General features: G+C 44.4%; 12 protein-coding genes. 7 read left to right on the top strand and 5 right to left on the bottom strand.

Annotated features, from left to right (window positions below; translation table 11 throughout):
* Positions 1–376 precede the first annotated feature (376 nt).
* Positions 377–4,393: a glycoside hydrolase family 2 TIM barrel-domain containing protein gene (locus DEM91_RS05815; protein WP_249858298.1), complete on the bottom strand. Its 4,017-nt coding sequence runs from the start codon at positions 4,391–4,393 to the stop codon at positions 377–379.
* A 250-nt stretch (positions 4,394–4,643) separates the two neighbouring features.
* On the opposite strand from DEM91_RS05815, the gene DEM91_RS05820 reads away from it, so the two are divergent.
* The 3 genes from DEM91_RS05820 to DEM91_RS05830 all read left to right on the top strand — a co-directional run bounded on the left by DEM91_RS05820 (position 4,644) and on the right by DEM91_RS05830 (position 10,544).
* Positions 4,644–5,504, top strand: coding sequence for an urea transporter (locus tag DEM91_RS05820; protein ID WP_249858299.1), 861 nt, complete (start codon positions 4,644–4,646; stop codon positions 5,502–5,504).
* Between the two features lie 4 nt (positions 5,505–5,508).
* A complete protein-coding gene (locus DEM91_RS05825; protein ID WP_249858300.1) occupies positions 5,509–8,127 on the top strand; it encodes a C10 family peptidase in 2,619 nt (872 codons plus the stop codon).
* 197 nt (positions 8,128–8,324) lie between these two features.
* The gene (locus DEM91_RS05830) at positions 8,325–10,544 is read left to right on the top strand and encodes a BamA/TamA family outer membrane protein (RefSeq protein ID WP_249858301.1); all 2,220 of its coding nucleotides are present in this window, start codon (positions 8,325–8,327) and stop codon (positions 10,542–10,544) included.
* 145 nt (positions 10,545–10,689) lie between these two features.
* Here DEM91_RS05830 and greA read toward each other — a convergent pair whose 3' ends face one another.
* Positions 10,690–11,154 (bottom strand): transcription elongation factor GreA, encoded by a 465-nt coding sequence (gene greA / locus DEM91_RS05835; RefSeq protein WP_008125714.1) that lies wholly within the window; start codon positions 11,152–11,154, stop codon positions 10,690–10,692.
* Between the two features lie 399 nt (positions 11,155–11,553).
* On the opposite strand from greA, the gene DEM91_RS05840 reads away from it, so the two are divergent.
* Genes DEM91_RS05840 through DEM91_RS05850 form a run of 3 tightly spaced genes read left to right on the top strand, consistent with a single transcriptional unit; the run spans position 11,554 to position 12,463 of the window.
* A complete protein-coding gene (locus DEM91_RS05840) occupies positions 11,554–11,778 on the top strand; it encodes a DUF3791 domain-containing protein (RefSeq protein ID WP_249858302.1) in 225 nt (74 codons plus the stop codon).
* Positions 11,775–12,245: a DUF3990 domain-containing protein gene (locus tag DEM91_RS05845; RefSeq protein ID WP_249858303.1), complete on the top strand. Its 471-nt coding sequence runs from the start codon at positions 11,775–11,777 to the stop codon at positions 12,243–12,245. Before DEM91_RS05840 ends, DEM91_RS05845 begins: the two co-directional genes overlap by 4 nt.
* Positions 12,242–12,463 carry a hypothetical protein gene (locus DEM91_RS05850; protein WP_249858304.1) on the top strand — a complete coding sequence of 74 codons (222 nt, stop codon included), beginning with the start codon at positions 12,242–12,244 and terminating at the stop codon, positions 12,461–12,463. Before DEM91_RS05845 ends, DEM91_RS05850 begins: the two co-directional genes overlap by 4 nt.
* Positions 12,464–13,404: 941 nt before the next feature.
* Here DEM91_RS05850 and DEM91_RS05855 read toward each other — a convergent pair.
* Genes DEM91_RS05855 through DEM91_RS05865 form a run of 3 tightly spaced genes read right to left on the bottom strand, consistent with a single transcriptional unit; the run spans position 13,405 to position 15,819 of the window.
* Positions 13,405–14,709, bottom strand: a complete 1,305-nt coding sequence (locus tag DEM91_RS05855; RefSeq protein WP_249858305.1) for an outer membrane beta-barrel protein — start codon at positions 14,707–14,709, stop codon at positions 13,405–13,407.
* The gene (locus DEM91_RS05860) at positions 14,706–15,257 is read right to left on the bottom strand and encodes an RNA polymerase sigma factor (protein WP_249858306.1); all 552 of its coding nucleotides are present in this window, start codon (positions 15,255–15,257) and stop codon (positions 14,706–14,708) included. Before DEM91_RS05860 ends, DEM91_RS05855 begins: the two co-directional genes overlap by 4 nt.
* A complete protein-coding gene (locus DEM91_RS05865) occupies positions 15,247–15,819 on the bottom strand; it encodes a hypothetical protein (protein ID WP_249858307.1) in 573 nt (190 codons plus the stop codon). The genes DEM91_RS05860 and DEM91_RS05865 overlap by 11 nt, the downstream gene beginning before the upstream one ends.
* Positions 15,820–15,950: 131 nt before the next feature.
* On the opposite strand from DEM91_RS05865, the gene DEM91_RS05870 reads away from it, so the two are divergent.
* Positions 15,951–16,580: a hypothetical protein gene (locus DEM91_RS05870; RefSeq protein WP_249858308.1), complete on the top strand. Its 630-nt coding sequence runs from the start codon at positions 15,951–15,953 to the stop codon at positions 16,578–16,580.
* Positions 16,581–16,639: the final 59 nt, after the last annotated feature.

The raw sequence follows: 16,639 nt of genomic DNA on the forward strand, positions 1-16,639 counted from the left end.
GTTGTTTCATACTATAAAGGTACAAAAATATGATGAAATGAGCAAACTTTGAACAATGAGTTTTGCAGAGGTCTCAAAGTGAGATTTTGAGGTTGTAAACAGCGTTGAAGAAATGCACAACGAAATCAACAGAAAAACGAAAATATGCGTGCGATATCAAGAAACCAAAGAACGTAGCCGTGCTGTTGAAAAGAAAGGGTCTTTGCATAGCTTGAAACTAATGAACGCTAACGTTCACCGAACGAAACGGATTTGGCAGCGACACACAGCGTGTTGATGTCGGCAGAGCTGTTTCTTTCGAAGAACGTTAGCGTTCATAGATTCCAACTGTCGGATTCGTATTCGATGTTCAGTTGGTTAGGGCATTGCCTGCAACTTAGTTGAGAATTGTAAATTCTGCACAAGTAGCAAAGTCTTGTCCATCGTGTGAATGAAGTGCGGTGAAGCGGAGATAACGTGCTTTGACGGGCTTGTTAAACATTACTCGCTGTAGTGCTTTTGTTTTTGGGAATGTTCCGTCACTTCCTATTTGCGTCCACGTCTTTCCGTCTTGGCTAACTTCGACACGATAGTCCTTTACCAGTCCATTCCATGAATCTTGGCGAGGCAGGTAAGTAAAGCCGGTCATTGTCTTGACGGCTCCTCCATCCAATTCAAACCAGTGCGGATAGTTTGCCACAGTAACGCTGTACATGGTGTGCCAATACGTATTTGGATTACCATCAATGAGGTGTTCTGCGTCTCCCTCACCGCTTTCTACGCTGGATGCAAACTTCAACGTCACAGGAACGTTTTTCATTTTCTCGAACTTCTGTGTATATCGAAGTGCAGAACCGCTTTGCCATGCAGTGACTTGTCCTCCTTGGGGTAGGGCAAAGGCGTTTGTATATTTTAGGGCTTTTCCCTTTCCGTTGAGTTGGTAATAGATAGTAGTGGGGTGTTGACTACTAATAGTTACCATTCCCGTATTGTTGCGCACCATGGTTAGCGGCAATTCTGATGATGAACGGATGAGTCCCATGGCATTTAAGTGTTCCTTGCTCATATCTTGGATAGGACGTATCACGTAACCAAATGTGTGCGTACCAGCCTTCACTCTGTCTTTCTCTAATGGTCCACCTTGTCCACAGCTATTTCCTCCCAGTCCTGTGATAGCGACATCGAGGTGTAGATAGATACCGTCAGAAGTGGGTAGTTCGTGTGGATGATTTGCCATTGCCAATTGTTGAGCAGAGTAGGGAAGGGCAGAGAAGACCATTCCTTGCTCGTTGGTACTTGCAAAGAGTACACCTTGTCCGTCTTCGCTCTGCAGTGCAACCCAGCGAGTATCTAAGTGGTTCGCCATATCCTGTGGTTTCGGGAAGCTAACCATTTCGTTGTTTACATCCGGTTGGGTATAGATACCGATGTGCTGTGAAGTCTTGCGGTCGGGATAATTGCCCACAGGTCCACGCCCATTGTACATCATTTTGCGGAAACTTGAAGGCAGTTTTAGCACATATCCCAATCGTGGAAGTGTGAGTTGTGGGCGATTGGAAGAGATGCTGCTTTGACTTTCAATGCTTCCGTCTGGATAGATGGTATAAATGACATCAGTCGTAAATTTGAAATCAGGTCGTTTATCCTGTTCCACGAGCTTCTTCCAGTTCTTATCAGCACCCTCCAGTTTTGCACAATGTGCGCCTTGGCTCTCTATATTGAAATAGAGGGATATGGTAGCATCTTTATGTTTTACCATCTTATAGCTTAACGCCTTGTGCTGTAAGTCGTGGAGTCCATTCTCATACCATGCCTGATAAGCCCAGTTGTCATTGTTCACCCATGCACGGAACGCATCCAATTGAGGTCCGTTGTCCTCTTTGATAATGGGCTTGCCTTGGTAGGACAAACGGCAAATAGAGCCTTTGGCTTTGTCGAATGCTACAGAGAAGTTCTTGCCTGTGACGGTAATTTGGGTAGCTTGTTCGTTTACTTTTGGTGCTTGTTGAGACACACCAATGGTAGAAGTTAAGAGCGGACGTTGTTGTGCTTTCTGAACTTCTAACTGTTGGTCGGCTTGAATATATCCCGCCTTAGCCCATGGCATGTCTTCTTTCAATTGGAAGCGCACGATGAGTTGATAATTCTTGTTGGCGTCCAACGACTCTCGAAGTCCTGTGAGCTGTACCAGTTGATGGTGACGTGGCTGTACCTTGCCCAAGTTGATGACACCATGTTTTACTTCTATGCCGTCCTCATATAGCGTCCAACCAACATTGTAGGAAGACAAATCATCGGAATAATAATTCTTGTTGAAGATATCCAGCACGTCTGTCTGACCCTCTGCCCATGTAATTCCTACATTTTGGTAAACCTTTTTAACCTCAAAATATTGTGGTTTAGGTTTCATATCTCCAAAGATGATGCCATTCATCACAAATTGTCCATCGTTGGGCGTGTCTCCAAAGTCGCCACCATAAGCCAAATAGCGTTGACCGTCCTTGGTATAGTTGTACATACTTTGGTCAATCCAGTCCCAGATAGCACCTCCCATGAAGTAATTAGACGATTCGATAGCGTCCCAATAATCTTGCAAATTGCCCACTGCATTACCCATGGAGTGTGCATATTCAGAGATATGGAAGGGGTATTTGATGTTCATCTTCCCCTTCACAGCTGTTCGAACCCAGTCTATAGAGGGGTATTGATTCGACCCCATGTCTACAATGTCATTATTGCGCTCGTATTGGACCGGTCGAGTAGTGTCGAATGCCTTCAGTGCTTGGTATGCTGCCACAAAGTTTTTCCCCGGTCCTGCTTCGTTCCCTAAGCTCCAAATAGCAATGCTGGGTTCGTTGATAAACGATTGTATCATCTCCATCACCCTTGCCACATGCGCCTTGCGCCATTCCTTTGGATGAGAAAGCGACTCTTTTCCATAAAAATACTCATGGCTTTCGATGTTCGCTTCGCTTTCGAGAACGATACCATATTTATTGCATAGATAATAAAAATAAGGGTCGTTGGGATAGTGCGATGTTCTCACGTGGTTGATGTTGGCTCGCTTCATCATCATGATTTCCTGAAACATCTGTTCGCGTGAAATAGCATGACCTGTTGTAGGGTTGGTGTCATGGCGATTTACCCCCTTCAACTTCAGCGGTTGGTCATTGATATAAAAGTATCGCCCAGCCATGTTAAATTCGTCTGCACTGGCGGGTGTGTCCTTGATTTCTACGGTGCGGAAGCCTGTTTGAACACTCACAACCTCTGCTACCTTATTTTTCTTATCCTTCAGTAACGCCACCAAAACATAGACATTGGGTTCTTCGGGTGTCCATGGCTTGATATTATTGAACTCAAAATCATCGTTCACCGACATACAAGCGCCACTCTTTAGGTTCATTGGCTGGCTCGCCAACATGGTGGAAACCAATTTGTTTTCGTCACCAAACAATTTGTTTTCGTACAATTGATACGAAATGTTGTAGTTCTTGGCAGCTTTCTTGTTCAAGTTTTCTACCGTTGTTACAATGTTTAATACTCCCTTGCCATTTTTGAAAGTTGGCTTCACTACTAAGTTCTGGATGTGAACTTTTGGCGTTGCATATACGGCGACACTGCGGAAGATGCCCGGTAAACGAAACATGTCTTGAGCCTCAAGGAACGATCCATCACTGGAGCGATATACTTCGACGGCAATATCGTTCTTTCCAGCATGTACATAAGGTGAGATGTCAAAGCGAGCTGCATCACGTGAGTTCTTTGAGAACCCGACATATTGCCCATTTATCCAGAGATAAAAGAAGCTGTCAACACCGTCAAACGACACAAACACCTCGCACCCATCCCATTGGTTGGGAATGGTAAATGTGCGCTTATACGAGCCCACTTCATTGCGATATTTGTACGTGGTATAGTTCTTGGGCGGCTCTCGCATCACTCCAAGGCGCCAGTCGTCAACAGCTATATTGTATTTGAAAATCACCCACTGGTTCACATAAATGGGCACACCGTATTTCAAACTTCCATCTTTTTGGAGACCTTGCAAATTCCAAGAGCTTGGAACTTTGATATTATCCCAGTTTTGAGTAGAATAACTCGTTTTATAAAAGTCGACTGGGCGTTCGTCTGGGTTTTTAGAAAAATGAAATTTCCATTCCCCATCCAAGCTCATTCTATAAGACGAATTTTCTGGAAGGAACTTACGAGCTTCTTCTACGGTGGCGAAAGATGCAAAATTGGCACGCGGTTGCAACTTATTATAGCTCAATTGCTCTGGCGATTGCCATTCCTTCCCCGTTGGTGAAGACGCATTTCCATATTCAAAGCCTTCAAGCAGCTGGTTGTCTGCCATGGAAGAAAGCCCCAAAGATGCGAATAAACACAAAATGATAGTTCTCAATTTCATCATAAAGTAGGTTTTAATTATCAACGTTTGGTTATTGGAACTACAATATTACAAAGAAAAATTGAGAAAAAGGAAGCGTAATGAAATATTCAACAATAAAATGTACACTTTTACTCCTATTTCGTGAACAAGGAGAGTCATTAAGGATTATATTCCCGTTTTTTAGTTCTCTTTTACGTATATATTGTAACTTTTACGTAATTTTGTGCGCTGAAACGAACAAAAACACTTCTTAAGTGACAACTCAATGCAGATGATGAAAAGTATATTCCGTGGTGTGGGACAAGTGATGTTTCAAGGCAATGCGCTGTCGGGTGCACTGATGCTTGCAGGTATTGCTTGCAACTCCCTCCTCATGTGCTTGTTTGCCTTGGCTGGAAGTGCTATTGGCACATGTACGGCTGTTGCCCTTCGATATGACGGGGGGCGCATCCGCGACGGCTTGTATGGCTTCAACGCTGCGCTGGTAGGTATTGCCGTGCCCTGTTTCATGCCCATCCATGCCGCCTCTGTTTTGCTCATGGTAGTGTCATGTGTGCTGTCTGTGCTGGTGACGCAACTGTTCGAGCGGCAACGGCTTGTCCCTGCGCTCACCGCACCCTTCGTACTCATCACCTGGGCGATGCTGCTGTTGAGTCACGTTTTTCCCCAGTTACAGCTGCCAGCAACGACAGCTGCCGATACTGCGGAAAGTTTCTCGCTGATTAGAGCCGCCTCACTGAGCTTTGGACAAATCATGCTTCAAGGCAACAACCTGCTCACTGGTTTGTTGTTTCTTCTTGCTATTTGTGTCAATTCACGCAAGATGGGCGTGGAGTCGCTTGTCGCCTGTGCGCTGTGTCTCGCCGTGGTGTGTGTGCCGGGTGTCGGTACCACCTCGGTGAACAACGGTATGTATGGCTACAATGCCATACTTGCGGTTTTGGCAGTCGCCAACATTCTTGGCGTTGGCTCGTGTACTTACGTCAAAGCATTGATAGCCCTGCTACTCTCGTTGCTGATGCAGTATGCAGGTTTGCACATGGGGTTTGTCACGCTCACCGTACCTTTTGTATTGTCGGTGTGGTTAGTGGCTTTGTATCATACTTTCGTAGTTCAAACCAAACAAGACTAACAAAATGAAAATTAAAAGATGGTTAAGCCCCACCTTATGGGGCATTGTGCTTGCTGCGACGGTGAGCATTCCCACCTTGGGCAAGATAGTAACAGTGGACAAGTCGATAAGCATTGCCCGCAAATATGTCAATGTGAACCTTTCGGAACGTCCTGCAACGAGGGCTTCGCATGGTACCCCACCTTATTATATTTACAACGACCGTCACGGACGAGGTTTCGTAGTAGTGGCAGGCGATGATGACATGGGACAAGTGTTGGGTTACTCGCACACAGGAACGCTCGACACGTTGCGTGCAAGCGAGGAACTTAAATTCTTGCTGAGTGCCTATCGTGACGCCTTTCACCAAATACAAAGACAACCCAGCACAAGAGCTACCGTTACCACTACGCCTCCTTACCGAAAGGAGGTGGCTCCGTTGCTCACAACGGAATGGAATCAAGACGACCCTTACAGTCGTCTTACGGGGTACAACTACACAGGATGCGTGGCTACGGCAGTGGCACAAATCATGTATTATCACCGCTGGCCGGAGCGTGGAAAGGGCAGCTACTCGTATGTAGTGCGCTCTGACAACCGCACGATGAACGTGGACTTCAGTCAGTCGGTATACCAATGGGACAAGATGTTGCCCAAATACAACACACACATGGCACTTGCCGATGCGAAGGCTTGCGATGCCGTGGCGCTGCTCATGCGTGATGTGGGCGTGTCGGTGAACATGCAGTACACCTCTACATCCAGCGGTGCACAAACCTTTATGGCTGCCAAGGCACTGCAAACGTATTTCAATTATTCCACCTCCATGCTCAACAAGTCTGATGAGGGTGCAGCTGCTTTCACCCAGATATTGCGCAAAGAGATAGAAAACGGCTTCCCCGTGTACATTAGCGGCAGTGTGAAGTCGGGCGGTAGCGGACACGCATGGGTGGTAGACGGTGTGGATAAGGACAACCTGTTTCACATGAACTTTGGTTGGGGAGGCGGTGGCGATGGCTACTTCTCCGTCACAGCACTCAATCTTTCCACTACAGGGCAGGAGTTTGGCGGTAAACCGCTCTCCTTCAACAAGCAGGTGCAGATTGTCTTGGTGCATCCCAATAAGCCTGAAAGCGCACCCATTGATGCCGAACTTGCTGACGATGCCCCCAATTTATGTTTCAACTCGGAGGGCAACATGACCGTAGTTGGCAACATGCCCACCAACAAACAGCAGCCTGTGACGGTTAGCTATCAATACTTTAAGAACCAAGCCGACGGAACGTTTGCCGGAGATATTGGTTTGGGCGTGTACAACGAGCAGGGCGAACAACTAAAAGTAGTGCCATCGGAATGGCACGACAAAGGCGGATACACCGCAGAGCGCGGCAAGTACAATGGTGGCGTGCTGCAATCGGGACAGCTGATTGATGATGCTTGCACGTTTACGATGAATCTTAAAGACCTTGTCGATGGACGCTACTATTTGCAGGCTGTATGCGCCAGTATTAAAAATAATGCCACCTATGGGGCATGGTGCAAGATGAAAACGGCACCACGCATAGCCTTTCAGGTGCAAGGCAACGATGTGCGCCTATTTGAGAAACCCGATGACAAGGCACCTTTCGCATTGGCATCACATCCCTATACGCTCAAACCGTGTACTGCCGGCAACAAAACTATGCTGTGTTTGAGCATACGCAAACTCACAGGTACGCCTTTCGATGGTACGGTGAAGGTGTCGCTCGTAGATGATGACACTCATGTGGTTGCTATGGGACAAACTGTAGAGGCTGTGGATTTTGAGATGTTTGCCGAGACCGAGGTAAGGGTGGACATGCACTTGCCCGACCATCTGCAGTCCAAGGAATACAAACTGAGGGTGGAGGTAATCAAGCAATATGATGCCGGCAACATTGCCACGGTGGGCATGGTGCATGGCAACGAGCCGTCTACGTTGCAAGTGGAGGCCGCTAAGCCCAGCGACAAGCTTTTCGTAAAACTCCAAGGAATGGTGCAAGACAACAGTGGCTCTTCCATACCGCCCACGAACGTAGACCTCAGTGGCAATCCATTGCTCAAGATAGGAGTGGTGATGACGCTCGCACCTCAAGCCACCTACAACGGCACATTGACGCTTTGCTTGATTGATACGAAAACTCAGCGACGCATATCCTTGGGCAGCAATGCTCAAAAGCAATACAACTTGTTAGGTGGAGGGGATGATGAAATATTTGTTACAGGATGGTTGAAGAACAATGATAACTTATGCGTCATCAACAACCGTACCTACCGATTGGCGTTGATGGGCATGGTAGACGGTGTGGAGTGTGATTTGTGGAACGAGAATTGCGCTCCCTTTGAAGTGTCGTTTACGAACAGTATTTACAATAATTATCCTGGCGAGACCGCACATATAGACGCAACACAAAGCTCGCTACGCATGGTGAGAGGTGGTAACTGGATTGACGTGCAGGGTGAGGACTTGGCACATGTGCAGGTGTTCGCACTCGACGGAACCCTGATTGCCGCCTCCGATGCCCACGGACAACATACGGTGAGGTTGCACGTTCCTTCTAAGCAAGTGGTTGTAGTGCGGGTGAAAACCCTTCATGGCAGCACCTTGACGAAGAAGTTAAGATAAGAGCATTGAAAATGCTGCTTCAGTATCAGTCTATTCTGTTCAAACTCAACGAGGTTGCCGTCAAAGTTATACATACTTTTTGTTCCAACTGACTTATAATTCGGGAATTTTATCTACATTTGCATTCATTCTCTACACGTGGCTTCTTTCCCTCATGTTTAGAAAACCTGATTTGAAAGCGAACAAGAACATCAATCATGCAACTCTTGAAACAGATTAGATTAGCGATATATTTTGCTATATTCATTTTGATAACCAGTTGTTCCTCAACACGTTTTGTGCCACAAAATGAATATTTGCTGGAAGAGGTGCAAATCAAGTCCGATCAAAAAGGATTTGATGCAGCTTCATTGGAGCCATACATTCGCCAGAAAGCCAACTCCAAGTGGTTCTCTCTTTTCAAAATTCCAATGGGAACTTATGCGCTTTCGGGTCGAGATACCACGAAATGGGTGAACAGGACGTTACAAAAGATTGGTGAAAAACCTGTTATTTTTGACACGTTACAGGCACGTCTGTCCCAAAAAGATTTGAAGACGGCACTGCAAAATGCGGGTTATATGCATGCAGAAGTGTCTTTTGATGTGAAAACCAAGGGCAAGTCGCTAACGGCTATTTACACGCTTCACCCTGGAAAACCTTATTATATCAACAGTGTAACCTACGACATTCAAGACCAACAAATTCAGCGAGTTTTGGCATTGGATAGACCCCAGAATGCTGCGTTGGGTCTAAAAGCTGGTTCGCGCTTTACTGTCGATCGTTTAGACGAAGAACGTGAGCGAATCACCAAACTATTATTGGATAGTGGGTTCTATAAATTTCATAAGGACTTTATCGTATTTGAGGCAGATTCCACTCGTCAGCGAACGGGAGTGAATCTGATAGTCAAGCTGTTAAAATATCGTGCCAATAGTGATGCCCCTATCACCAATCATCCACGCTACACCATTAGAGCGATTTACTATACCTCGAAAGACAGCACAAAAATCAATCTGCGCCCTTCTGTTTTAATGTATAATACTGCCCTCATTGAAGGGGAACCGTTCTCTGCGAGCAAACTTCAGCAAACCTATCTTAACTTTGCAAAACTACAAGCTATCCAATATACCAATATAAGATTTCGGGAATTACCCGATACTACCTTGCTTGACTGTGACATTCAGTTAAGTCAACAAAAGCCAAGAACCATCTCTTTTCAGCCTAAAGGTACCAACACGGCAGGTGATTTGGGAGCCGCTGTGCTGTTCACTTACGAGAATAGAAACCTTTTTCGAGGGAGTGAGGTGTTGAGTCTCCAGTTACGAGGAGCCTTTGAGGCCATCACGGGGTTAGAAGGTTACAATGATCAAGATTATCAAGAATATAATGCAGAGGCAAAAATTCTGTTTCCACGATTTTTGGCACCTTTCCTTTCCCATTCTTTTCGTCGGCAACGGAGTGCTTCTTCCGAAATTTCGTTGAGTTATAACTTGCAGAACCGACCAGAGTTTCATCGGCGTGTCTTTTCTTCTGCCTTTAGGTATCGCTGGAGTGAGCCTCATCATCACTTGTCCTATCGTTTAGATTTGATAGATTTGAACTATGTCCACATGCCTTGGATTTCGGAAACTTTCAAGCGAGACTATTTGGACAGTGTGAGTAATCGAAATGCCATTTTGAGATATAATTATGAAAATCTGCTTCTCATGAAGATAGGTTTTGGGGTCACCTATAATGATGGTCAGCATGCTGTCATTGCCAATATTGAGACGGTGGGCAACATCTTAGGTGGAGTGGCAAAGCCCTTGGGGTTCAAAAAGAATGAGGAGGGACAATACAAGCTGTTTAATACCGCCTTTGCGCAATTTGTCAAAGGCGACATTGCTTATACTCGTTTGATAGCATTCGACCCCAATAATTCGTTAGCATTGCATGTAGGTCTCGGCATTGCTTATCCTTATGGCAATTCAAAAGTGTTGCCTTTCGAGAAGCGATATTTTTCTGGAGGTGCCAACTCGGTGAGAGGGTGGAGTGTTCGCGAGCTTGGGCCGGGAAGTTTTAGAGGAACAGATGGACGCATTGATTTCATCAACCAGACTGGTGACATGAAGTTGGATATGAATGCAGAGTTTCGCACCAAGCTGTTTTGGAAACTGAATGGCGCTGCCTTTATCGATGCAGGCAATATTTGGACTTTGCGAGCCTATGAGGAGCAGCCTGGGGGGCAGTTCAAATTAGACCAATTTTATAAACAGATAGCAGTGGCTTATGGTTTGGGACTTCGATTGAATTTCGGTTATTTCATCCTTCGATTTGACATGGGCATGAAAGCCATCAATCCAGCTTATACAAGCAATGAGGAGCATTATGCTTTTTTGCACCCTAATCTTAAACACGACTTCGCTTTCCACTTTGCGGTGGGTTTACCTTTCTAATCGTGTTCTTGTGTTTTCTCAAGTGGCTATCAGTTTAATTGCTATTTCTACACAAGATAAATCCATTTATCCAAGCTGTAAAAGCTAACCGAAAAAGTAGTCATGAGTGCAGAAAGTAGAAAAGACTCCAACCGCATCAATTCTTTTATAGTTCTACCTCGTCAATGTGAAGAGTGATAGTACCAGCTGGCACACGTACCGTTACCTCATCTCCTTGCTTCTTGTCTAACAAAGCTTGGGCAATGGGAGAGTGAATAGATATCTTTCCTTCTCGCATATTAGCTTCGTGTGCGCTTACAATGCGATAGGTCATCTTGGCTTTGTTTCCTAAATTTGTTATCGTCACTTTGCTTAGCAATCCTACTTTATCGGCTGACAAACGAGAGGTGTCAATCACACGAGCAAACTCCAAGACTTTCTGCTTAAATCTTATTCGGCTCAGCAAGCGACCTTGTTCGCGTTTGGCAGCATGATATTCGAAGTTTTCGCTCAAGTCGCCTTTGTCTCGCGCCTCCGCTATGGCGTCTCTAACTCGTGGTAGTTCTATCGTTTCAAGTTGTTTTAATTCAGCCACTAACTTGTCGTAGCCTTCTTGCGACATATATTCCATGATGTACTTTCGTTTTAATTTTTCATCTTTATTTAATAGTAAGACGCCCCTGCATGAGGTTGAATATAAAACGCAGGAAAGCATTTTTTAGTATTATTGCTGTCCGCTAAAACTTATCTATAGCCTTCTTTGTAAGAAAAGAATCCTTCCTGGGACTGTCAACACAGTATAAGTCAGTTAATTACTACCTCTTTTTGGACAGAATCAGGTATGCGGAAGATTTTAACAAGTAGAGGAAGTCTGCAAGCTGTTTGTGACTTTTATATAAATTTATCGGCAAAAAAATTGGCATTGTTTACTAATTCGTTATCTTTGTGACAAATAAGATGAGAAATAATGCTCCAACGAGAATATATCAGGCAATTCTTCCCCGAACAATATAAATAAGGAGAACGCACTATGGAATACAGCAAGGAAGAAAAATTGGAATGGACGATGATATTCATTCATGAGTTCAGTAAGAAGTTTGGTCTGACGATGAAACAGGCTTTTGGCTATCTGAGCCGTTTCAAGGGTATTGACTTCATTGACAAGCATTACGGTTTTGTACACACGCAGTCGTTTGAAAGTATGGTGGACGACATCGCTGGATTATGCAAAAGAATGGGAGGGCAATTGGGATGAGACTCTATCATGGCACAAACGTGGATTTTGACAACATCGACCTGACGAAATCAAGACCTAACAAGGACTTTGGGAAGGGCTTCTACTTGTCGGATAACCGAAGGCAGGCAGAAGAACTGGCAGCCGCACGGGTGGAGCTGACAGGAGGTGAAGCTATCGTTCTTGAATATGATTTTGACGAAGCGCTGCTTGATAGTGGTGCGCTACGAGTAAAACGCTTTGACAACTACACGGAGGAATGGGCTAAGTTTATTCTGTCCAATCGAAACGGCAATGAATACGTACACGACTATGATATCGTAGTCGGACCAATAGCCAATGACCGTGTAGGACGCCAACTTTGGCGTTTCCGTAACCACGATATTGATATGAAAACGCTAGTTAAGAATCTGAAATATATGAAAGGTGTTACTATTCAATATTTTTTTGGTACAGAACAAGCTATCAAACATCTAAAGAAGCTATGAGTGAGACAGAAGAGATGAAAAATGAAATGGCGAGAGATCTCGCCAGTCTGCTAATGGACCAGGATTCTACTCTTAGCATGGAGCAGGCATTGAATATGGTTTTTAACTCGGAGACATACCAGAAGCTGCTCAATGACAAGACGCGGTTGTATTACCAAAGTGTGGGTTACGTATTCTCGTACTTACAGCAGGAGTTGCGGACAGGAAAAATAGAATAAAGCTTATAGCGAGACTTGACAACAATTTTGTGAACTATGGCATGCGGCATGATGACTGATGTATCACAACAGAATTTTTGTCATTTTTAATCAAGGCATTTGTAGTTTTTGTCCTATTATTTTACCAAAAAACGACCATCTAAAATCTTCAAAATAGAAAAATTTAATAGGCAGGTGATGGACAAAAATACGCTGATTTTAACAAAAGAGACGTCTCTTGAGGCTGGAACATTGAGTTTATGGTCTTGGAAACATGTTTTAGAGGTGTTATTCACATGCTTCAACCCCATTAAAGCATGCAAATAACAGGCTTATCTCAATGCTTTAGCTGTCAAAAGACGGTAAAAATAGGAAAGAAGAGTGGTGGCAAAAGCGTAACAATCTAAATAACAATGGATTACAAACCTTGCTCATAATTCGCGTATTTGCGACCCACTTTGCTGTTGGTGATTTACACGCGAGTTATCAGAGGCACTTTGTAAAGAAAATTCAGCATTGATAATCCTCCCATATCGTGTGCCACTCATTCTACCTATGTTGCCTTTTAAATGTGTTTTGTGGTGCAAATACACAGCTCATTCGTTTAAGGGAAAAATTGTTGAACAACAAATCAAACCAATAAAACAAATAAACTCAGCAAGGCAATGAACGCAAGCGTTCTTCGAATGGCACAAATTTGCCAACAATAATATGTTGTGTGTTTTACTAAATTTGTTTCATTGGGTGAACGCTGGCGTTCATTGAATCCAACAATAGGATTCGTTTTATTGGTTAAATTCGTTGTTGGTACAAAATATCATGATTGTTTTTGGCATCAAACGACCATGTTAATGAAACACTTGTGGTGCAAATATCTTTCTTCACTAAATGACTCGTGGGCAATAGCAGGCAGCTGTGCAATTGATAGCGTGTAGTGGGGGAGAGGGATTTGCGGTTGAAGACTAATATTGCCAACGCACTCCTATTTGCAAGTTGAATTGTAGTGGCTTGTCTTTCCAGTACGTGTTGAGTGGTTGATGTTGCGGAATGTAATATTTAAGTCCCGGCTCCAAGTAGGCTCCAAGATGAGGCGTAACGTTGTATTGTATGCCAAGAGCCGCTTGCGTTGACCATTGCTGGGCGGTTTTCTTTATGTCTTGTGTCACTCCCTCTTTGGTGTTTTGTGCCTTCACGTTGAAGTCAACCTGCCCACCAGCCATGACATAAGTGCGAAGATGCTTGTTTTGCCAAAACGAGTAGCTGATATTCAGGGGCACGCCTATGTAATGGAGCGTCTGTTGCGTCGTGAAGCAAGTTGTGCCCATTGTCTGAATAAAGTCAGATTGCAGTTTGGTATATACCACTCCTGTAGAGATAGATAAACGAGAGTGCAACGGAATGCTGAATGAAAGTCCTAACGAAATGGGTTGATGATGTACTACTTCCTCATGCGTTTGGTTCAGGATGGGCGATACATCATCCGCAAAAAGCGTGTAGGCTTTTGACATGAAATAGTCATTGTACATCATTACGGGTTGGGCTGCATGAATGGGATTACTGGTAGAATAGCTCATGAGCGCATTGCTGGCATACAAATTCATGGATAAGGTGGAGTTGTGTCCTGAAGTTGTTGTATGGTGATGCGTTGCGTACGTGTGTGAACGCTGTGCTGCTTGCTTGTCCGTTGCTTGGGCAGTTGGCGTTGTTGTGACGCTCTGTGCCTCCGTATTTGGCTGCTGCGTGGCAGGTTCAGCAGTGGAAAATGTCTCGATAGAGGGTTGGGAGGTGCCACTATTGTCAGCCGAGGCAACATCTTTTGAGACGTTGGCGAGTAAGGTTTCCTCGCATTGTGCTTGCTGCTTGGCTTGTGATGCAGCAACAGAAGACTGGCTTGTGCTTGTGCCGGTCGTTGCTATCAATGGCGTTAAAGCAGTTGTGGGTTGCTGTTCTTGTGCCATAGAAGTCGCTTTAGACTCCATGTAGGTTTGTTGATTGGCATTTGCGGACGGTTGTCGAGACGTTTGTACCGCGAGCGAAGGTGTGGAGGTTTGCTGATGAAACAGCACATAAGCGGCTCCACCCAATAAGGCAATACAGATGACAGCTGCGGCAGCATATCGACGCCACAGCCTGATGTGGGTTGTGTGTTTGGTATATGGAGGGTTGGTGAGCTGTTTTTCGATGCCAGTCCACAAGTCGGTCTCAACAGGTTCTTGGTGTTGAGCCATGCGCTTTTGTAAGTCGTCAATCCAATTATCGTGTTTCATAAGTTACTCTTTCTCTTGTAATCGTTAATCATGCGAGCCAACATGTTTTTTGCTCGAAAAAACTGTGAGGCTGACGAATTTTCCTTGATACCCAAGGTATGGGCTATTTCTTGATGACTTTTTTGTTCAAAGACAAATAAGTTGAATACCGTTCGATACCCATCGGGCAATTGTTGTATCATTTTTAGCAGCACATCTATGGGAAGCTGTCGTGTATCTACCTCATCTTCGCGTTCATCATCGGGCACGTCTATCAAGTCGTTGGTAAGCTGTAGCCGCTGGTTCTCACGCAGATAGGTCAGCGACTGGTTTGCCACAATGCGCATGAGCCACGCTTTGAGAGAGCCCTCGCCCCGATACTTAAACCGCTGGATGGCAGAAAAGGCTTTGACAAAACTGTCTTGCAGCACATCTTGCACCGCATCACGATCGGGGATGTATCTTAGTGCAACGGTCATGGCATAGCCACAATAGCGCTCGTACAACTGTCGCATGGCTTGCTGGTTGCCGTTGAGAATGGCTGTCAGAAGTTGTTTTTCAGTTTCCACCAGTGGCACTTTTCTTGAGAGTATGAAATTGAACGGCTTGAGGTTCTTTGTAGTTAACGATGGTACTGTTGTCCACTTTGACCGCCTCTATGTAAAATACCGATGAGAAAGTCTCGTTTTGTTCGTTATAGGCACTTGCTGCATTCCCTTTTTGAATGATGATTTGAATGAAGTGGCTCTTGCCATTCGCCGTGAAGGAATAAGTGAAATCGCTGGGTAGTGCCACCATATAAATGGTGGTTGCCGAATAGCCTGTCTCTTGATAGAGTACATGGTAGGTGTTAGTTGGTACGACTTGAAACGAGGTGAGTCCCAATTTGCGCATGATAGCCACTTTGGCATCAGGCAGAAGAGGAATGTAGTCGTAGCTTTGTTGTACACCTAATTCTAATTGGGCTGAGCCTATTTGCTTCCCTTGATAAGTCCAAATGCCCTGATATTTCCCGAAATAGGACGGTACTTGTCTGTTTGAGCTATATAAGGATTCGCTTAACGGGTCGTCGTTGTATGAGGTACATGCCGTCAACAATATCCCTATGAAAAGATAGAAGAGTGGTCTCATTTGCAAAATCGTTTTATACTCTAATAACGTTAAAATAAAAAAATCTTGCATGCGAAATGCAAGATTTTTACTTTTTCTTCATTATAAACACAGTAAGGCATTCAAAATAATAAAAATAAATACCAAAAAAGATGTTTAGATATTTAGTCACGATGTTACTACTCATGGGGATTCGGTTGGGCGTACAAGCGCAGGAGACCCCTCAAAAAGGGTATCCCTACGAGCGTACCGAACTTTCTGTGGGCATCGCTTTGCACAATAGTTATGGAAATGACTATGATAGTAATTATCCCTCATCGTTATTAAATCGAGAAACCCCAATGGACGATTATCATGCAGGAAAATTTTATATCGATGAAATGAAATCGAGTCCAACGGTTTGGGTTAACATTTTTCATCATATCAGCAAACATTGGGCTGTTGGTCTACAGGGGTGTTACGGATATAGTATGTGTCAACGATATCGATCGCTAACAGCGCAAAAAGACGGAAAGTTAGATTTGCATGACTTCATTGCATTGTGGAGTTTGCGCTACTATTATTGCATACACCAAAAATATAGCTTTTATAGCGGCATATCGTTAGGATTCAACAAACAGTTGTATAAGCATTATGATGCTTCCGAGTACACCGCAAAAACATATATGATAGAAGATGCCACCATTTTTGGTTTCTTGGTAGGTACAAAATTTTATGGATTCAGTGAAATAACAACGAATGTCCGTGGATTAGTAAGGGCAGGTGTTGGATATCGCTGGTAATTAGATATACGAAAACAGTACATCCTTGGGAAAAAACAAGAGGCACTTCATGGTTAGGA

The sequence above is a fragment of the Prevotella sp. TCVGH genome, assembly GCF_023522295.1.
Lineage (GTDB): Bacteria > Bacteroidota > Bacteroidia > Bacteroidales > Bacteroidaceae > Prevotella > Prevotella timonensis.